This is a genomic window from Massilia phyllostachyos (assembly GCF_021044825.1).
GTDB lineage: Bacteria > Pseudomonadota > Gammaproteobacteria > Burkholderiales > Burkholderiaceae_D > Telluria > Telluria phyllostachyos.
In genome coordinates this window covers 1,248,740-1,268,670 of sequence record NZ_JAJNOC010000001.1, presented here as the reverse complement: position 1 = coordinate 1,268,670, position 19,931 = coordinate 1,248,740, and the positions used below count along the sequence as shown (strand labels likewise).

The 19,931-nt window shown below is 68.5% G+C and carries 12 protein-coding genes; 6 read left to right on the top strand and 6 right to left on the bottom strand.

Annotated features, from left to right (window positions below; translation table 11 throughout):
* Positions 1 to 162: 162 nt before the first annotated feature.
* From LQ564_RS05505 to LQ564_RS05495, 3 genes are read left to right on the top strand one after another with little or no spacing between them, the layout of a single operon-like run.
* Positions 163 to 735 (top strand): DUF2760 domain-containing protein, encoded by a 573-nt coding sequence (locus LQ564_RS05505; RefSeq protein ID WP_231057065.1) that lies wholly within the window; start codon positions 163 to 165, stop codon positions 733 to 735.
* Entirely contained in the window at positions 732 to 2,576 is a 1,845-nt protein-coding gene (locus LQ564_RS05500) for an Hsp70 family protein (RefSeq protein ID WP_231057064.1), read from the top strand. The genes LQ564_RS05505 and LQ564_RS05500 overlap by 4 nt, the downstream gene beginning before the upstream one ends.
* Positions 2,573 to 5,341 (top strand): Hsp70 family protein, encoded by a 2,769-nt coding sequence (locus tag LQ564_RS05495; protein ID WP_231057063.1) that lies wholly within the window; start codon positions 2,573 to 2,575, stop codon positions 5,339 to 5,341. Before LQ564_RS05500 ends, LQ564_RS05495 begins: the two co-directional genes overlap by 4 nt.
* Here LQ564_RS05495 and LQ564_RS05490 read toward each other — a convergent pair.
* Positions 5,325 to 6,545, bottom strand: coding sequence for an MFS transporter (locus LQ564_RS05490; protein WP_231057062.1), 1,221 nt, complete (start codon positions 6,543 to 6,545; stop codon positions 5,325 to 5,327). The genes LQ564_RS05495 and LQ564_RS05490 overlap by 17 nt on opposite strands.
* 97 nt (positions 6,546 to 6,642) lie before the next feature.
* On the opposite strand from LQ564_RS05490, the gene LQ564_RS05485 reads away from it, so the two are divergent.
* Entirely contained in the window at positions 6,643 to 7,545 is a 903-nt protein-coding gene (locus LQ564_RS05485) for a LysR family transcriptional regulator (RefSeq protein ID WP_231057061.1), read from the top strand.
* A gap of 208 nt (positions 7,546 to 7,753) precedes the next feature.
* Here the strand turns inward: LQ564_RS05485 and LQ564_RS05480 are convergent, their stop codons facing one another.
* The 5 genes from LQ564_RS05480 to LQ564_RS05460 form a co-directional block, all read right to left on the bottom strand.
* Positions 7,754 to 8,365 carry a TetR/AcrR family transcriptional regulator gene (locus LQ564_RS05480; RefSeq protein WP_231057060.1) on the bottom strand — a complete coding sequence of 204 codons (612 nt, stop codon included), beginning with the start codon at positions 8,363 to 8,365 and terminating at the stop codon, positions 7,754 to 7,756.
* A gap of 75 nt (positions 8,366 to 8,440) precedes the next feature.
* Positions 8,441 to 11,413, bottom strand: a complete 2,973-nt coding sequence (locus tag LQ564_RS05475; protein WP_231057059.1) for a TonB-dependent receptor plug domain-containing protein — start codon at positions 11,411 to 11,413, stop codon at positions 8,441 to 8,443.
* Between the two features lie 38 nt (positions 11,414 to 11,451).
* Entirely contained in the window at positions 11,452 to 12,705 is a 1,254-nt protein-coding gene (locus LQ564_RS05470) for a DUF3472 domain-containing protein (protein WP_231057058.1), read from the bottom strand.
* 76 nt (positions 12,706 to 12,781) lie between these two features.
* Positions 12,782 to 14,143: a Gfo/Idh/MocA family protein gene (locus LQ564_RS05465; protein ID WP_231057057.1), complete on the bottom strand. Its 1,362-nt coding sequence runs from the start codon at positions 14,141 to 14,143 to the stop codon at positions 12,782 to 12,784.
* Between the two features lie 94 nt (positions 14,144 to 14,237).
* A complete protein-coding gene (locus LQ564_RS05460) occupies positions 14,238 to 17,546 on the bottom strand; it encodes a TIM-barrel domain-containing protein (RefSeq protein ID WP_231057056.1) in 3,309 nt (1,102 codons plus the stop codon).
* A 323-nt stretch (positions 17,547 to 17,869) separates the two neighbouring features.
* Here LQ564_RS05460 and LQ564_RS05455 point away from each other — a divergent pair, with 323 nt between their 5' ends.
* A complete protein-coding gene (locus tag LQ564_RS05455) occupies positions 17,870 to 19,006 on the top strand; it encodes an AgaS family sugar isomerase (RefSeq protein WP_231057055.1) in 1,137 nt (378 codons plus the stop codon).
* Positions 18,993 to 19,931 carry an ROK family protein gene (locus tag LQ564_RS05450; RefSeq protein ID WP_231057054.1) on the top strand — a complete coding sequence of 313 codons (939 nt, stop codon included), beginning with the start codon at positions 18,993 to 18,995 and terminating at the stop codon, positions 19,929 to 19,931. Before LQ564_RS05455 ends, LQ564_RS05450 begins: the two co-directional genes overlap by 14 nt.

Sequence of the window (19,931 nt, the reverse complement as noted above, 5' to 3'; positions counted from 1 at the left end):
TGGCGGTCTTTCGGCTAACTAATCAAACGTACGGTCTGTCCGCGAACAAAGGTGGCGCGTGCGGCCAGTGTGGCTGAACTGGTATCATGCGCGTTTTCCGGACCTTGGCTCCCGACGCTGTCCGACAGCGCGCCCGTCCCTTACCCCTGCAGAACATCAAGAATGAACACTCCAGCCCAGCTGCCCGGCTTCTTCAGCCGGCTTTCGATCGCCTTTGGCGCCTTCTTCAAGTCGCTCGGCGACGCCGAGTTCGCCGCGCGTGTGCGCGATGACGGGGTTGGCCCGGTCGCCGCACCGGCGCCTGCGCCAACCCCGGCCCCGGCTCCTGTGCCGGCCGCCCCGGTCCTGCGTGCCCCGAGCGCCGAATCGGCCCTGCAACTGCTGAGCCTTTTCCAGCGCGAAGCGCGCCTGATCGACTTCACCCAGGAAAACCTGGCCGCCTATTCGGATGCCGACATCGGCGCCGCCGCCCGCGTCGTGCACGAAGGCTGCGCGCGCGTACTGCGCGAGCACTTCACCATCGAGCCGGTGCGCGCCGAGGCCGAAGGGTCGCGCCTGACGCTGGAAGAAGGCTTCGACGCCGCCAGCGTGCGCCTGACCGGCAACGTGGTCGGCCAGGCGCCGTTCAAGGGCACGCTGTCGCACCGTGGCTGGCGCGCGAGCAAGGTCACGCTGCCGCAGCTGGCCGAGAAGCACGACGCGCGCGTGCTGGCCCCGGCGGAGGTGGAACTGTGAGCGGTCCTGACAACGCACGCTACGCCATCGGCATCGACCTGGGCACCACGCACAGCGCCCTGTCCTATGTCAACCTGCAGTCCAGCGACGGCGAGAAGACCGTCGACGGCGTCCTGCCGGTCCCGCAGCTGACCGCGCCGGGCACCGTCGAGGCGCTGCCGCTGCTGCCCTCCTTCCTTTACCTGCCGCACCCGGACGAACTGGCGCCGGGAGAACTCGGCCTGCCATGGAACCCGAACGGTGAAAGCAAGATCGCCGGCGAGATGGCCCGCAGCCGCGGCGCCACCACGCCGATCCGCCTGGTGTCCTCGGCCAAGAGCTGGCTGAGCCACCCGAGCGTGGATCGCCGCGCCGCCATCCTGCCGCACGACGCGCCGGACGAAGTCGCGCGCGTCTCGCCGCTGGAAGCCTCGACCCGCTACCTCGACCACCTGCGCCAGGCCTGGAACGCGGCGCATCCGGACGCGCCGTTCGACCAGCAGCAGGTCACCGTCACGATTCCGGCGTCGTTCGACCCGGGTGCGCGCGAACTCACCGCGGAAGCGGCGCGTAACGCAGGCTTTGCGCCGACCCTGCTGGAAGAGCCGCAGGCGGCGCTGTACAGCTGGATCCAGGGTTCGAAAGGCGCCTGGCGCAAGCAGGTCAAGGCCGGCGACATCGTGCTGGTCGTGGACGTCGGCGGCGGCACCAGCGACTTTTCGCTGATCGCGATCCTCGAGCGTGACGGCAAGCTGGAGCCGCACCGCGTGGCCGTGGGCGACCACATCCTGCTGGGCGGCGACAATATGGACCTGGCGCTGGCCCACTTCGTTGCACGCAAACTCCAGGCCACCGGCACCCAGCTGGATTCCTGGCAGATGCGCGCCCTGACCTACGGCTGCCGCAGCGCCAAGGAACACCTGCTGGCCGACGCGAATGCCACCGTGTGGCCGATCGTGGTCCCGAGCCGCGGCTCGAAACTCATCGGCGGCTCGATCCGCACCGAACTCACGCGCGACGAAGTCACGGCATTCATCACCGACGGCTTCTTCCCGCGCGTGGAAGCGACGGCGCGTCCCGCCGTGCGTACCCGCGCCGGCCTGACCCAGGTCGGCCTGCCATATGCGCAGGACGCCGCGATCACGAAGCACCTGGCGGCGTTCCTGGCGCGCCAGGCCGGCGCCACCGCGGAGCTGGAAGGCTTCGGCGGCGCAGTCAATGCGGACCACACCTTCCTGCACCCGAGCGCGGTGCTGTTCAACGGCGGCGTGTTCAAATCAAGCATCCTGGCCAAGCGCGTGATGGACACCATCAACGACTGGCTCTACATGGAAGGCGCGGAACCGGCGCGCATGCTCGAAGGCGCGGACCTCGACCTCGCGGTCGCGCGCGGCGCGGCCTACTTCAGCTACGCCCGCCGTGGCGGCGGCGTGCGCATCCGCGGCGGCACGGCGCGGTCCTACTACGTCGGCGTGGAATCGTCGATGCCGGCGATTCCCGGGATGGAGCCGCCGATCGAGGCACTGTGCGTGGCGCCGTTCGGGATGGAAGAAGGCAGCGAGCTCGAACTGCCGGGCCAGGAGTTCGGCCTGGTCATCGGCGAGCCCGTGAACTTCCGCTTCTTCGGCTCGACCACGCGCCGCCAGGACCGCATCGGCGAGGTGCTGGAGTTCTGGGGTCCGGACGAGCTGCAGGAACTGGGCGAGATCCAGGCGACCCTGCCGGCGGAGGGCCGCGTGGCCGGCGACGTGGTGCAGGTCAAGCTGCATGCGCTCGCCACGGATGCCGGCACGCTGGAACTGGCGGCCGTCGCGCGGGACGGCCAGCGCTGGAAGATCGAGTTCGACGTCCGCCAGCAGTGAAGTACCTCGTCAGCATCGACCTGGGCACCACCAATACGGTGCTCGCTTATGCTGCGCAAGGAAAAGCGCAGACCCAGGCGCAGGTCGACTTGCTGGCCATCGAACAGCTGGTGGCGCCGGGCGAAGTGGCCGGCAGCCCGCTGCTGCCGTCGATGCGCTATCACCCGCTTGATAACGAACTCGCGGCCGGTGAACTCCAGTTGCCGTGGGTGTTCCATGATCCCGCCGGCGTCGAGCGCGTCGCCGTCGGCCGCCTGGCGCGCGTGCTCGGCGCGCAGACGCCGGGACGGCTGGTCGCCAGCGCCAAGAGCTGGCTCTCGCATGCGGGCGTCGACCGCATGGCGCCCATCCTGCCCTGGGGCGCCGAAGACGCGGATGTGGCCAAGGTCTCGCCGGTCGCGGCCAGCGCCAGCTATCTCGCGCACCTGCGCGCGGCCTGGGACAAGCGCTTCCCGAAGTCTCCGCTGGCGAAACAGCAGATCGTCCTCACCGTCCCTGCTTCCTTCGACGAAGGCGCCCGTGCGCTGACGCTGGAAGCCGCGCGCATGGCCGGCCTGCCGGAGCTGCGCCTGCTGGAAGAGCCGCAGGCCGCGCTCTACGACTGGCTGTACCGTCATCGCGCAACCCTGGCGCAAGATCTTGCTGAAACAAAGCTGGTGCTGGTGGCCGACGTCGGCGGCGGCACCACCGACTTCAGTCTCGTGAAAGTGGAAGTGGGCCAGGACGGCCAGCCGACGCTGACCCGCATCGGCGTCGGCAACCACCTGATCCTCGGCGGCGACAATATGGACCTGGCGCTGGCGCACCTGGCCGAATCGCGCCTGGGGAACCCGGAACGTTTAAGCGCCGCCCGCCTGGCCCAGTTGATGGAACGCTGCCGCGCCGCCAAGGAACAACTGCTGGCGCCCGACGCGCCGGACCAGGTCAGCGTCACCCTGCTCGGCGCGGGTTCGCGCCTGATCGGCGCCAGCCGTTCGGCCACCATCACGCGCGAGGATGTGCAACGCATCGTGCTGGACGGCTTCTTCCCCCTGAACGAAGCGCAGGAAAGCCCGAAACGCGCGCGCGCCGGCATCGTCGAATTCGGCCTGCCCTATGCGAGCGACCCCGCGATCACGCGCCACCTGGCCGCCTTCCTCGCCCAGCATGCGCAGGGCGTGCCCGACACCCTGCTGCTCAACGGCGGCGTGTTCCGCGGCGCGGCGCTGGCCGAGCGCCTGGCAAGCGTGCTGTCGCACTGGCGCGGCGCGCCGGTCACGGTGCTGCACAACGAGGATCCGGACGTGGCCGTCGCGCGCGGCGGCGTCGCCTATTCGCTGGCGCGTGCTGGACAGGCGCCGAGCATCGAAAGCGGCTCGGCGCGCAACTACTACCTGCTGCTCGATGCGGAGCAGTCCGGCGACACGGTGCGTGCGGTCTGTCTGCTGCCGCGCGGCGCGCCGGCCGGCGAGGAAGTGCGCCTGACGGAACGCAGCTTCGCCCTGCGCCTCGGGCGGCCGGTGCGCTTCCACCTGGTCTCGTCGAACAGCGACCCGGGCGGCGCGCTGCCGCAGGCGGGCGAGCTGTTCGACCTGCCCGCCGCCGACATCGTGCGCCTGCCGGCCATCTCCACCGTGCTGCGCAGCTCGCGCACGACGGACATCCCGGTGCAGCTGGCGACGGCGCTGTCCGAAGTCGGCACGCTGGAAATCTTCTGCGTCGCCGAGGACGATCCGGCGCAGCGCTGGCGCCTCGAATTCCAGTTGCGCGGCGAAGCGGAAGCAGCGGAGGACGAGGTCGCGCTGCCGATGGCGCTGGACGATGCCATCGCCCGCATCGACCGCATCTTCGGCAACCGCTCGCAGCAGGTCGACCCGCGCGAGGTGCGCCAGCTGCGCGCCAACCTGGAACACCTGCTCGGCGCGCGCGAGCGCTGGACCACGCCGCTGCTGCGCCGCCTGTTCGACGCCCTCCTCGCGCGCGCCAGGGGCCGCCGCAGGTCGAGCGAACACGAACGCGTGTGGCTGAACCTGGCCGGCTACTGCCTGCGTCCCGGCTTCGGCCACCCGCTCGACGAATGGCGCATGGAGCAGCTGTGGGCCATGTTCGAGACCGGCGTGCAGTACCACAAGGACAGCCAGGCGCGCGCCGAATGGTGGACCCTGTGGCGGCGCGTGGCCGGCGGCCTGTCGCTTGATGCCCAACTGCGCCTGCTCGACGACTTCGCCTTCAACCTGCAGGCCGACGAATCGGAACGCGGCCGCCGCCCGGTCACCCTGGTCGACGGCAGCGAGGACGACATGCTGCGCGTCGGCGCTTCGCTCGAGCGCATTCCGTCCGCCTACAAGGCCGAGATCGGCGACTGGCTGATCGAACAGATCATGGAGATGCCGACGGGCCCGAAGATCGATGCGCGCGCGAGCGCCCGCTATGCGCGCTACCTGTGGGCGCTGGGCCGCGTGGGAGCGCGCCAGTCCTTCCACGGCGCCGCGCACGAGGTGGCGCCCGCCGCATCGGCGGAAGGCTGGCTGAACCAGCTCCTGCAGCTGGACTGGAAGAAGATCGAACCGGCCGGCTTCGCCGCCGCCCACATCGCCCGCATGACCGGCGACCGCTCGCGCGACGTCAAGCAAGCGGTGCGCGACGAGGTCTTGAAGCGCCTGTCCGCCAGCGGCGCCCCGCCCGCCTGGCCCGCGATGGTGCGCGAGGTCGTGGAACTCGACCAGGCGGTCGAGACCCGCATGCTGGGCGACGCCCTGCCGCCGGGACTCAGGCTGCTGCGCTAGGCGCCACCGCCGCCGGCTTGTTGTTCGCCGCCCAGGCGACCAGCAGGAAGGCCAGCACGCTCATCGCCGCGCCGCCGAACAGCACCGCCGGATACGCCATCCCCGCATTCAGGATCGCCGCCCCGAGTGCCGCGCCGATCGCATTGCCCAGGTTGAAGGCGCCGATATTGACCGACGACGCCATCCCCGGCGCCTCGCTGGCGGCGCGCATCACGCGCATCTGCACCGGCGGCACCAGGGCGAATGCCGCTGCCGCCCAGACGAACAGGCCGATCGCCGCTCCCGCCTTGGTCGCGGCCAGCCACGGGAAGGCGATCATCGTCGCGGCTTCCACCAGCAGGAAGAACAGGATGGTGCGGTCGACCGAGCGGTCCGCCATCTTGCCGCCGATCGTGTTCCCGACCGTGAAGCCGATGCCGACCAGCGCCAGCATGGTGGTGATGAAGACGGGCGATGCGTTCGTGAAGGTCTGCAGCACCGGATTGATGTAGGTGTAGAGGGCGAACATGGCGGCCGAGGACAGCACCGTGGTCAACAGCGCCTGCAGCACCACGGGACGGCTCAAGACCTTCAGTTCGCGCCGCACGTCGGGCGCCTCGCCGCGGCTGCCCGCCGGCAGGAACATCAGCAAGGCCCCCATCGCGACCACGCCCAGCACGCCGATCGCGGCGAAGGACTGGCGCCAGCCCAGGTGCTCGCTGACCCAGGTCGCGGCCGGCACGCCGCCGATGTTGGCGATCGTCAGGCCCAGGAACATCATCGCCACCGCGCTGGCCTGCCGCTCGCGCGGCACCACGCTGGCCGCCACCACCGAGCCGATGCCGAAGAAGGCGCCGTGCGCCAGGCTGGTCACCACGCGCGCCGCCATCAGGCTGGCGTATTCCGGGGCGAGGGCCGACAGGATGTTCCCGAGCGCGAAGATGGCCATCAGGGCGATCAGGGCGCGCCGCCGCGGCCAGCGCGCCAGCAGCAGGCTCATGATGGGCGCGCCCGCCATCACGCCGATGGCGTAGGCCGACACCAGCATGCCGGCCGCCGGGATCGAAACCCCAACGCCGCCGGCGATCGTGGGCAGCATGCCCATCGGGCCGAATTCGGTGGTGCCGATGCCGAAGGCGCCGACGGCCAGCGCCACCAGGGCCAGGCCGGCGCCATTGGAAGACGACGAAGAAGATGAATCGTTGGATGTGGAAGATGCGTGCATGGGCTCGGCTTTCGTGTAACAGGCCGAGCATTATCGCGGACATCATTTTCCAGATAAAGTAGATAATCCGAGAAATACTTTTGCGGATTCCGAGAAAATGAAGATCGAGCTGGAAGAACTCGTGGTATTCCTGGCAATCGTCGACACGGGCTCGATGACGGCCGCCGCCGAGCGCCTCGGCCAGCCGGTATCGACCGTGAGCCGCCTGCTCGGCCGCCTGGAAGAAAAGCTGGCCACGCCGCTGCTGCGCCGGACCACGCGCCGCCTCGACCTCACCGACGAGGGCAGCGCCTTCGTGCCCGATGCGCGCGGGATCCTGCATGCCGTGCAGGCGGCCGAGGACCGGCTGGTGGAGCGCCGCGGCCAGCTCTCGGGCCAGTTGCGCATCGATGCCGCCACGCCCTTCATGCTGCATGCGCTGGTGCCGCTCATTCCGGAATACCGCGCGCGCCACCCGAACGTCACGCTTACCCTCAGCAGCAACGAAGGTTTCATCGACCTGCTCGAGCGGCGCGTCGACCTGGCGGTGCGGATCGGCGAACTGAAGGACTCGACCCTGCACAGCCGCCTGCTGGGCCACGCCCGGCTGCGCCTGGTCGCCAGCCCCGCCTACCTGCAACGGCACGGCACGCCGAAGGATGTGGCGGACCTGATGCGCCACGAACTGCTGGGCTTCAGCGAGCCGGACAGCCTGAACGTCTGGCCCCTGCTCGACCCCGAAGGCAAGCGGGTGCGGATCGAGCCGACCCTGAAGTCGTCCAGCGGCGAGACCCTGTGCCAGCTCGCCCTGCAGGGCATGGGAATCTCGAATTTCTCGGACTTCCACACCTGGGCCGACCTCGAGGCGGGCCGCCTGGTGCAGGTGCTGGCCGAGCTGACCATCCCGGCCAGCCGGCCGATCCACGCGGTGTACTACCGCCAGTCGGCGGTGTCGGCCAAGATCGAATCGATGGTGAGCTACCTCGCCGAAGCCCTGCGCCGCCAGCCGTGGCTGGTGTGAAGGCAGGTTCAGAAGAACACGAAATCCTCGTTGCAGCCCGGGCACAGGCGCAGGATCGACGCGGCGAGATGCCAGACGAAGCCGGCCACGGGAAGCGACAACAACCAAAGCGCAGACATCATGTTCTCCTTGCTCACAAGATTTCGCACACCTGTGCGAAATCAATCCAAAAAAGGGGGCGGGCGCACCCGTCCACCGCGGCGCCCCGCTACAGGTCGCCGAAACTCTTGTAGGTCGAGATCAGGCGGTTGAAGGCCCGCTGCGCCCGCCGCGGCGTGGCGTCGGCGCGCAGGAAGCGCGCGTCGTGCATGACCCCGATCGCCAGGCTGTAGATCTCGAACACCAGCTGCCCGGGCTCGGTATCCGGCCGCAGGTGGCCGGCCTCCATCGCCTGCAGCACCGTCTTGCGCAACGATGCGCGCCAGCGGTTGACGCCCTCCTCGATGCGGTCGCGCAGCAGCCCCGGCACGTCGTCGAACTCGAAGGCGCCCGCCGTGTACAGGCAGCCGCCGCGCGCGGTCTCGTTGCCGATCTTCCTCAGCCACAGCTCGACCTGCATCGTCAGGCGCGGCAGGCCGCGCGGCGCCGCCAGCGACGGCTGGAACACGTCTTCGGCGAAGCGCCGGTCGTATTCGTCCAGCACCGCCGACTGCAGGGATTCCAGCGAGCCGACGCGCGAGAACACGCCGCTCTTGCTGATGCCGGTGCGCTTGGCCAGCTCGCCCAGCGACACCTTGCCGACACCCTCGGCGGCCGCCATGTCGTAGGCGGCTTCCAGGATGGTCGCGTAGGTGGCTTCGCTTTTGGTCGTGGTGTTCATGGATCCACTTTAGCACAGGTGTGCGAAACTACAAGAAAAAAGAGCGGCCCCAGACAGCGGACCGACTCCTCCCTTTTACCAGAACTTGTAGCTGGCCGAAAACGCGTACTGGCGGCCGAACAGGTTCTGGCTGTGGTTATAGCCTTCCCAGCCGTTCGGGTCGTAGTACGGTTTCTTGTCGAGCACATTCTTGATGTTGAGGCCCAGGTTCAGGTTCTTCATCGGCTTCCAGTTGAAGCCGAGGTTCACCGTCGTGGACGAAGGCGCCCCGCCGCACAGGTTCGCCGGCAGCGAAACGCCGGCGGCCAGGCAGCTCTCCGGCGTGTTGACGGTATCGAACTGGTCGTAGGCCCATTTGGTCTTGCCCGTGTAGTTCACGAACAGGCTGGTGGTGAAGTCGCGGTAGACCCAGTCGGCATTGAAGGTGCCGCGCAGGCGCGGCGAGCCGTAGTAGCCGACGTAGTTGCCCGAGAAGCCACTGCCATCCTCGTAGTCGTAGGTCTCGCGGCGGCGGATCGTCAAGGCGGCGCCCAGGTTCAGGCGGCCATAGTTGCCCAGCCCGACGCGGGTGCGCGCATCGATGTCGAAGCCGTCGACCAGGGTGCCGCCGCGGTTCAGGTAGGAGTTGATCAGGCCGCCCAGGTTGCCCACCGAGTAAGTCGGCAGCGGGCCGGCGCAGGCCGCCGCGTTGGCCGGGTTGGCGCACATCGTCGCCACGGCCGCCATATTGGCGCGGTCGGCGTCGGTAAGGTCGTTGCGGATCGCCTGGGTGGTGCCGGCCAGGGCCGGGCCATGCTCGGCAACCAGCAGGGTGAACAACTGGTTGAAGTCCTGGCGAACGATCTCGTTGCGGCGGTTGATGTACCAGTAGTCGAGCGAAACGCTGACGTCGCGCACCGGCTGCAGCACCACGCCCAGGGTGGCGATCTTCGCCTTCTCGGGCTTCAGGTCGGGATTCGGCGGCGTCAGGCCGCCCACCGTGGTCGAGCAGTTCGAGTTGAGCAGGCTGCGGCCCAGGTCGACCTCGGCGCGCGATACCGACTTTTGCAGCAGCCGCGCCATCGCATTGGTCTCGTCGCAGCGCACGGTGTCGCGGATGCCGCCCACCTGGGCGAACACGCCGCCCTCGCCGGATTCGGCCAGGTTGGGTGCGCGGAAGCCATGCGAATAGGTGCCGCGCACCATCACGTCGGGACGCGCGCGCCACACCACGCCCAGCTTCGGCGCCAGGTTGGCGCTGAAGTTCGGGTATTTGTCGAGGCGCGCGGCGACGTTCAGTTCCAGGGTCTCGGTGAGCGGCGCCACGACCTCGCCGAACAGGGCCGAGATGGTGCGCTCGCCGTCGAACCAGGAGCCGCCCTGCTGGGTGATCAGGCCGTTGGCGGCGTCCGCATTGCCCGGGGTCTCGAAGCTCTCGCGCATCAGGCTGGCCCCGAAGGCGGCGCGCACTTCGCGGTCGCCGATCTTGGCCAAGGCGCCCTCGATCTTGCCGTCCCAGGTGATCAGCTTGGTCCAGGACTGGATGTCGAAGGTCGGATAGGCTTCGCGGATCAGCGCGGCGTTGGCTTCGCTGATCTCGCCGAATTTATAGGCCGGATTGTCCGAAATATAGGTGCGGCCCGTCACCGGGTCCTTCGTGAAGGGACCGAAGGCCTTCTCGAAACCCTTGGTATTGATGTTGACGGTCTGGTAGAGCGTCGAGTGGCTGCCCGCCACCGCGACCGCGGTCTCGAACTCCCAGTCGCCGAACACGGGGCCGCGCACGCCGGCCAGGGCGCGGTAGCTGTCGTCGATGTTGCGCTGGCCGAAGTGGTTGGTGGCATCCTGCAGCAGATAGTTCAGACCGGACGCCCCGCCCATCAGCGCGGCCATTTCCGGCGCCAGCCTGCCCTTCAGGTAGACGTTGTTCGGTCCCAGGTAGGGCGTGGTGAAGGTGTTGAGCCTGGTGCCGGTATTGCGCGAGAACCAGTTGCTGGTGCTGCCGCTGTTGAAGCTGGTCGGGCCGTTGCGGCCGACCATCTTGATGTGGGTGTAGGCGGCTTCCGCGAAGCCTTCGAAGCCGTCCCCGAAGCGCATGCGGCCCGAGAGGAAGCCGGTCGCGCGGTCCGAGGTCGGGCCGGTGTCCAGGCCGTTGGGCAGCGTGTTCCAGACGCAGCGCGTGCCGGAAGCCTCGGTGATCTGGGTCGGGCAGCCGCCCACCGCGCGCTGCACGCGCGCATTGTTGCGGTTCGGGTCGAACACGAAGAAGGTGCCCGGATTGAGCTGGCCCGGCTCGCTGCCGACGCCGATGCGCATGTTCGGGATGAAGTTCGGGTTGTTGACGTAGAAGTGATCCGGACGCTTGTCGTAGGTATCGGCCAGGGCGATGCGGTCGCGCTGGTAGACGTTCAGCGAGCCGATCACGTTGAAGCCCTGGCTGCCCAGGTCGCCAGTGCCGAACACGATGCCGCCCTGCTTCTCGCCATAGGAGTCGACGCGCTCCGACATATCGTAGGTGCCGCGCACTTCCAGGCCCTGATAGTTCTTCTTGGTGATCACGTTGATCACGCCCGCCACCGCGTCGGAGCCGTACACCGCCGAGGCGCCGTCGGTCAGGATCTCCATGCGTTCGATCGCCGCGGCCGGAATCGCGTCGATGTTCACGAACATGGTCTGGAAGCCGGACGGCGCGCCGTAGAAGGACAGGCGGCGGCCGTTGAGCAGCACCAGCGTGCCCTGGGCGCCGAGGCCGCGCAGGTTTGCCTGCGAGCCGCCGTCCGAGCCGGTGAACATCGAGCGGAAGTCCTGCTGGGCCGGACGCGCCGCCGGCAGGTTGTCGAGCACCTGCATCAGGGTGCGCGCCCCCATGTTCTCGATCTGCTTGGCGTCCACCACCTGCACCGGCGACGCGGTCTCGGCGTTGATGCGCTTCAGGCTCGAGCCGGTGACTTCCACGCGCGCCATCTTGCCCTCTTTCGCCTCCTCCGGCGTGGTGGTCGCGTCCTGCGCCAGGCTGCTCGTGGCCAGCCCGGCGGCCGCCAGCGCGGCCATCAGTTTCTTGAGTTTCATGTGTACCTCTCCTGTTGTTATAAGCGTGCGGGGTCTCTTCATTGCAGCGGCAGCGTGCCGACGTCCACCGCGGGGGCGCTGCCGGTTGCGGGACGGGTGAAGTTCTGGTTGAGCGGGACGTTGTTGCTGAAGAAGCCGCCGTTGCGCAGGTAGAAGCGGCCGTTGCGCAGGCCGCCCGCATAATCCAGGCGCTGGCCGTTGGCGGCGGTGGCGTCGCCGGTAAACCGCGCACTCGTGATCTCGCTCCAGGCGCCGGCGGTGCTGCGCGCCCACTGGTTGCCGTGTTCCGCCTGGCGTCCCAGGTAGCCCTTGGTGTCGATGAAGTTCTCGAGGAAGGAGTAGACGCCGGCCAGGTAGGTCGTGGTGGCCGGGCGCTTCCAGGTGGCGATGTAGCGCCAGCTGCCGGTCTCCGGCGCGAAGAACCAGGCCGAGAAGTCGGTGCCGCCGGCGCCGTCCGGCCGCGCGCGGGTGACGAAGCGGTAGGTGTTCCCCGCCACCCAGTTGTAAACCAGGTAGGACTGGCCGCCCGTGCCTTCGCCGCCGAAGCCGTTGTCGATCACGCCGGCGCCCTTGCTCACCAGGGTCGTCTTGGCGCCGTTGTCCGCATCCCAGACCGAGAACAGCACCCAGCGCTCGGAAGGCGACTTGACCTGGATGCCGAAGTAGCCGCCGTTGAAGCCGTTGGCCATGTAGTAGGAGCCGATCGCGTCCTGGCCGGACGGCACCGTGACTTCGCTGTAGAAGTACTCGGTGTCGGCCGGCACGGTATAGCCCAGGTGGACCGAGGGTCCGCGCCGCGACCAGTAGTAATTGGCCGCGTCGTTGGCGTACTGGAGGTTCGCGCTGGTCGTGACCTTGATGGCGGCGACGTCGCCGAAGTAGCCGCCGTCCTTGCTGACGCCCTGCAGGTCGACACGGATGTAGCCGGCCGGCAGGCTGAGGGTGCCGACGCCATAGGTCTTCAGGGCGCCCTTGGTGAGGTTCACCTGGAACGGCGTGCCACCCACCGTCACGCGCACCGTGCTCTGGTTGCTGCCGGCCAGGCTGGCATCCAGGCCGATGGTGGCGCTGCCCGCCTGCGCCATGCGGAACCAGACGCTGGTGACGGTGGACGGATTGGTCCAGTTGGCCAGTCCGCTCGTGGTGATGGTCTCGGTCGCGCCGCTGCCGGCGGTCGTGACGAAACCGTTGCCCGGCAGGGCCACGGTGGCGGGGGTCTGGGCACCAGCAGGCAGGCTGGCGGAGCCAAGGATGATCAGTGCGGTACTCAACATCAGCTTCAGGCGTTTCATCGTGTTCTCCCGGGAAGGTGGAAAAGCGGTGATGCGGTCGGTATCAGTCGTGAATCGGTTGTGGATCGGTCGTGGATCAGTAGCGGTCGTCGAAGGCGAAGATCGGTTTGCGGGTGCGCCATTTGCCGCCCGTGAAATCGGGGAAGTCCAGGGTCTGGAAGCCCAGCGCGATCGATTGCTCGGACAGCGGCGTGATCGCGCTCCAGGTGACGGCGTCGTAGATATCGATCGGCATCGGCGCGTTCTCTTTCAGCGCCTCGACGAAGGCGTGGATCACGAAGAAGTCCATGCCGCCGTGGCCGGCGCCGGCCGCCTGTTCGCCGTACTTGCGCCACAAGGGATGGTCGTATTTGGCGAACCAGGCCTGGGCGTCGTCCCATTCGTGGGGCTTGCTCACGCCCTCCACGTGCACGCCGCGGTTCAGGTCCATCCACAGGCCGCGCGTGCCCTGCACCCGGAAGCCCAGCGAATAGGGGCGCGGCAGCGAGGTGTCGTGCTGCAGGATGATGGTTTCGCCGTTGTCGCAGGACAGCGTGGTGGTGACGATGTCGCCCAGCTGGAAGCGGGTGCGGGCGTTCGGGTGGTCTTCACCGCCGTTGCGCACCACGTAGTCGTGCAGGCCGGCGGCCTTGCTGGCGAAGGCGTTGATGCGGGTGAAGCGGTTGCCGCGGTTGATGTTGGTGTACATCGCGCAGGGGCCGATGCCGTGGCTCGGATACAGCTCGCCGTTGCGGCGCACCGAGTGCTCGGTGCGCCAGCGCGCTTCCGACCAGCCCTTCTGGCCGAACTCGACGCCGCCGCCATAGGGCTTGCTCGGATCGCCGCTGTTGAACTTCACGGCACGCAGGTCGTGCTGGTAGCCGCCCTGCAGGTGCACCAGGTCGCCGAACAGGCCAGAGCGCACCATGCGCAGCACCGCCAGCACGTCGCGCCGGTAGCACACATTCTCCAGCAGCATATACGGCGTGCCGGTCTTGAGCTGGGCGTCGAGCACGTTCCAGTGGTCCTGCAGGCTGACGCCGGCCACCACCTCGCAGCCCACCGGGACCTTGGCCTGCATGGCGTCGATCGCCATCTGCGCATGCCACTCCCAGGGCGTGGCGATGATCACGCCATCGAGCTTGCCCGCGTCCAGCATGCGGCGGTAGGCGTAGCCGTCGCCGTTCTCGCCGAAGGTGGCGGGGGCCGGCTTGCCGGCGGCCATGACCATCTGCACCGCGCGCCCCAGCATGATCGGCTCGATGTCGCACAGGGCGGCCACCTCGACGTCGGCGCGCCGCACCAGTTCGCGCAACAGCACCTGGCCGCGCATGCCGGTGCCGATCATGCCGATGCGCAGGCGCTCGCGGCCGGCCGCCTGCGCGCCGGGAAGCGCGCCCGCATACAGGGCGCTGCCCGCCAATGCCGAACCGAGGGAGAGAAAATTGCGTCGCTTCATATGCTGTTTCCGTTCTGTTTTTCAGAGGTCGAAGGATGTAGGAGCCCCTCCCCGTCCGTGGAGGGGCTCCGTGACTGCTAGGTTGTTGGAGGACTTAGCGCAGCTTGAGCGTGGCGCCTTCCGTGCCGGTCAAGGCGGCGTTGGCCCAGTTGCCGCACGTTCGGGACGTCTTGTCGCCTAGGGTGCGCAGGCTGAGCTGGCGCAGGCCGCGCACGTCGATCTCGGGTTTCACGACGGCCGGCGCCTTGACGATACCGCTGTCGTACAGCAGGCGTTCGCCGTTCCAGACCTGGAAGCGCATGCTGCCCGCCGACCGGCAGCTGTCGTCGACGCCGAGGTCGGCGCGCAGCAGGTGCCACGTACCGGCCAGCTCCAGGTCGAGGCGGCTGTTCGGGCCGGCGCCGACGCCCTTGTTGAAGCGCAGGCCGTTCATGCGCATCTCGGCGGCCTTGCCGGCGGGCTTGTCGCGCCCGAAGGTCTTCGGCAGCGGCAGCTCGCTCAGGTAGCGGCGCAGCTCGCGCCCTTCCGGCAGCTGGTGTTCGAGCACGCGGAACTCCGACAATGTCAGCGGCGACACCTCGAGCGGCGCGGCTGCGTCGAAGGCGCGGGCCGGGGCGGCGCCGTTGGCGGCGGTAACCATCGGGTCGAGGCTGGAGGCGCCGCTGCCGTCCGGGTTCTGGGTCGAGAGGACGCGGAAGCGCAGCAGGCGGCCGGCGGTGGCCGGGAAGGCGATCGTCTGCGCGCCCTCTTGCAGCTTGAGCGTGCCGCGCTGCACCGGCGCGCCCCACTCGCCATTGCTGTCGGCGATGTAGATCTCGTAGTCGCGCACCTGGCCGTGCTTCCAGTTCTTGTCGTTCCTCGGCGCGATCTCGATGCCGTCGACCAGGCGGCGCTCGGTGAAGCCGATGGTCCACTCGTGGGCGCCGCTCTTGACCGCCTGGCTGCGCACGGTGCGGAACCAGGTGTCCGGCTTGCCGTCAAAAGCGTTTTCCAGCGGATGGCCCGCTTCCTCGGCCGGACGGTTCACCACGACCATCGCATCCGGCGGCAGGGCGCGGCCCGGCTTCGGCGCGGCCGGGAAGGCGTCGTCGCCGGCCGGGCGGGCGACGCCCTGCAGGGTGAAGGCCAGCGGCTGGCGGATGTCCTGGCTAGGGGCCTTCACGTGTACAGTCCCGAGGCGCTCGTTCGCATCGAAGAACCAGCCGGCGTCCATCGCGTCGAACTCGGCACGGCTAGCCGCCTGCTTCAGCGCGGCGGTCCCCAGCGTGACGCCGCCCGGCGCCTGCCGGCTCGGCAGGCGCAGGCTGTAGCCGCGCCGCGCTTCCTGGCCGTCATAGGAACCCTCGACCGGATGGATGGCGACATCCACGCGGCCGCCCTGCTCGCGCATCGTGATCTTCTGGCGGCTGGACGCGCCGTCCAGGTATTTGCGGGTGTTGCCGTCGTCCTCGTAGAGCAGGTATTCCGACTCGCCTTCCGGGTAGAGATCGAGGGTCAGGCGGTCCTTCGGCTTGTGGCCGTCGTAGAGCATCTCCGGGTACATCGGGATGATGGCGCCGGCGCGGACGAACACCGGCAGCTTGTCCAGCGTGACCTGCAGGTCGATGTCGCGCCCTTCCGTGCCCGCCGCCAGCTGGCGGCCGTCCCAGTAGTCGATCCAGCGGCCCTGCGGCAGGTGGATGCCCTTGCGCCAGCCCTGGCTGACCGCCTGGCTGCGGTAGACCGGGGCGACCAGCAGGTCGCGCCCGAGCAGGAACTGGTATTTGTGGGCTTCGCCGAGGGCGCTCGGGTCGTTCGGGTAATCCCACATCAGGCCGCGAACCAGCGGCGCTCCCTTCTCCGCCGCCTCCTGCGCCAGCGTGTACATGTACGGGGTCAGGCGCATCTTGAGCTTCAGGTAGCGCCGGTTGATGCTCCGGTAAGGCTCGTCGAACCACCAGGGATGCTTGCGCGCCGCCGCCGACCAGCCGGACATGCCCATCAGGACCGGAGTAAAACTCTTCCACTGCAGGTCGCGGGTAAAGGTTTCGGGGCTGCCGCCGAAGATGGCGTCGACGTCGCCGGTGGCGTAGGCCTGGCCGGACAGGCCCGAACCGATCAGGGTCGGCACGTGCCAGCGGATGTAGTCCCAGCTGGCGCTCTGGTCGCCGGTCCATGCCACCGCATAGCGCTGGGTGCCGGCCCAGCCCATCACGGTCCAGATGAAGGGACGGCCGTCCGAGTTGTTCAGGATGCCGTCATAGGCGGCCTTGTTGGCGTCCAGCGAGAACTGGTAGCCCTTGCCGGTCCAGGCCACATCGAGCTTCTGGGCGCGCGAGCCGGCCTGGCCGACTTCCCAGGCGATCTTGTCGACCCCGTTCTCGGTCCACAGGCCGGTGCGGAAGCCATATCCGGCCAGGCCCCGCACGGTTTCCGGCAGGGCCGTGTAGCCGCAGCCATAGCCGTCATTCGGCAGGATCCAGCCGCCCGGCATGTCGTGCTCGCGGTACTGGCGCGCCACGCTCTCGATCACGTCCGGGGTCTTGCCGGTGGGGCCGTCGGTCCAGCCCTTGGGCGCCGTGCCCGGCTTCTTGACGTTGTCGCCGTCGTTGTAGCAGTCGGCGTCGCCGTATTCGAAGGCCCAGCGCGGCAGCAGGCGCGCCCGGCCGGTCCATTCGGTATAGCGCGCCAGCACCTCGCGCATCGACTTGCCGACGAAGTAGTAGGCGTCGAAGCGGCCTTCCGCATGCTGCAGGGTGACCTGGCCATCCTCGCGCAGGTCGTAGTTCCCGTCGGCCCAGGTATTGCGCAGCATGCCCCAGCCGCGCGAACTCATGAGGAAAGGCGCGGGGTTCGGGCGGTCGCCCTCTTCCCAGCCGCCGGAATACGACACCGGCAGCTCGCGGCCCTTGAACTCGAAGCGCCCGTTCTGCTGGCCGCCGCCGTAGAAACGCTCGTCCTTGCTGCTCGAGAGCACCTGCACGTTCTGCTTCTCCGTCAGGTCGAGCGGCTGCAGCTCGCGCCACAGGGGCTGGGCTTCGCCGCTGCGGTAGAGGGTGAAGCGCAGCGGCGCGCGGTCCACGCGCAGGGTCAGGGCGCTGGTCTTCAGCACCAGCTGGCCGTTCTCTTCCCTGAATTCGTGCGGCACGTCCTTTGCCGCATGCGCCACCACGATCGGCGCCGCCTTGTCGCCCGGGCCGCTCAACTCCTTGCGGCCGGCCTGGATGTGCAGCACGTCCGCGCGCGGCAGGCTGACCCGCACCGTGGCGCCGGATTCCGAGACCAGGTCCCAGGACGGACCGTCCGCATTCCCCGGGCTGACCGTGCGCAGCTTGCCGAGCGGCGCAGCATAGGCCAGGGCCGGCAGGGCCAGCACCAGCGCGGAGACAGTGAAACAAGGGCGCAGACGGGACGTGTATTTCATGACGGTCTTTTGGTTCATGTTGCGTTTTGATGAAGATAATGTATGAACAAAAACAAAGACGGTCAACAAAAAGGAAAGGAAAAATATAAAAATATTCGAAATGACGTACAAACCATGCCAAAAACCTTTCGTTTCACAGATTTTATACGCATATACCTTTCGTAATGATTGAAAGATGATGCGAAAAACGCACACCGCTCTGCATCCCATGCCTTCCGCACCGTCTGAAGATGCCTGCATAACTTTCGATATCTTTCGTATTTGACTTTCGTAAGCTTTCTATTTAAGATTGATCACACTGAAAACTTTTTAGATATCTTTCGATGACTACTCTTCTGCAGCGAAGCCAACAAGCGTGGCGCGACATCGGCGGCCTGCATACCGCCGAGGAGATCGCACACCAGCCCGCGCTCTGGCGCGAACTGGCCGGACACCTGCAGGACGAACGCCACGCCGTGGCGGCCTTCCTGGGCGCCAGCCTGGCCGATCCGCTGCAACGGGTGATCCTGACCGGCGCCGGCAGCTCGGCCTATGTGGGCGAGATCATCGCCGACGAACTCAATGCCGCCTGGCCGGCCCAGGTGCGCGCGATCGCCACCACCACCCTGCTCACCCATCCCGAGCTCTATCTGGAAGCCGGCGCGCCCACTTTACTGGTTTCCTTCGCGCGCAGCGGCGACAGCCCGGAGAGCCTGGCGGCCGTGCACCTGGTGCGCGACCTGGTGCCCGGCGCCCGCCTGCTGAACATCACCTGCAACCCGGAAGGCCGGCTGGCGCGCGACAGCGCAGAAGATGCGAATGCCTTCAACCTCCTGATGCCGGCCGCCAGCTGCGACCGCGGCTTCGCCATGACCAGCAGCTTCACCTGCATGCTGCTGGCCGCGCTGGCGGTGCTGGGCAAGGACGCCCCTGGCGAGCGCATCGACATGCTGGCCTGCCTGGCCTTGGCCGCGATGCAGGCCTGGGAAGCGCCGCTGGCGGACCTCGCCGCCCGCGAAGCCGGCCGCGTGGTCTACCTCGGCAGCGGTCCGCTTGAAGGCCTGGCCAAGGAAAGCGCGCTGAAGCTGCTGGAACTGACGGCCGGACGCGTGCCGGCCATCGCCAACACCCCGCTGGGTTTCCGCCACGGCCCCAAGTCTGTGCTGACGCCCGACGCCCTGGTCTTCGTCTTCGGCAGCGGCAAGCGGCTGGCGCAGCGCTACGAGGCCGACCTGGTCGAGGAACTGCGCCGCGACGGCGTGGCCGGGCGCGTGCTCACCATCGGCATGGGCGGCGACATCGGCATCGATACGCCCGACTGGCCGGATACCTGGCTGGCCCCGCTGTGGCTGCTGGCCGCCCAGCAGATCGCCCTGCACCAGTCGGCCGCGCTGCGGCTGCGTCCCGACAATCCTTTCGCCAGCGGCACGGTCAACCGTGTCGTCAAGGGCGTCACCATCTACCGCCATGACGAACACTGATCCGCGCGGCTACCACGGCATCGACATCGGCGGCAGCAAGATCGAGCTGGTCGCCTTCGATGCCGGGTTCGCCGAAGCCTTCCGCGAGCGCGTCGCCACGCCCGGCCACGACTTCCCCGCCTTCGTGCAGGCCGTGGCCGCACTCGTCGAGCGCGCCGACCGGGCCCTCGGCTGCGGCGCGCCGGTCGGCATCGGCCTGCCCGGCGTGGCCGATGCCCGCACTGGCCGCCAGCTCAGCTCGAATGTGCCGGCCCTGAACGGCCGCCTGGTCGCGCCGGCGCTCGAGGAAGCGCTCGGCCGGCCGGTCGTGATCGGCAACGACTGCCAGTGCTTCGCCCTGTCCGAAGCGCAAGGCGGTGCGGCCGACGGCCTGCCGACCATGTTCGGCGCCATCCTCGGCACCGGCGCCGGCGGCGGCTACTGCGCCGGCGGCCTGCTCCAGCGCGGCTTCAACGGCGTGGCCGGCGAATGGGGTCACTGGGCCGTTCCCAGCCACCTGCTGGCGCGCTACGGCCTGCCCGTGATTCCCTGCGCCTGCGGGCGCCAAGGCTGCTTCGAACGTTACGTCTCCGGCCCCGGCATGGCCATGCTGCACCGCCATCTCGGCGGAGACGGCGCCGAACCGATGGTCGTCGCGGCGCGCGCCAATGCCGGCAACGCGCCGGCGCAGGCCGCCCTGGACGCCCACCTCGACCTGCTGGCGCACGCGTTTTCCAGCCTGGTGCTGGGGCTCGATCCGCATGCCATCGTGCTGGGCGGCGGCCTGTCCCAGCTGCCGCATCTCTACGAGCAGCTGCCCGGCGCGGTACGCCGCCACCTGTTCCCGGGCGCGCAAGTGCCGCCGATCCTGCCGCCGCGCTTCGGCGACGCCGGCGGCGCACGCGGCGCGGCCCTGCTGGCGCGCCAGCACACTCCTTCGACCTGA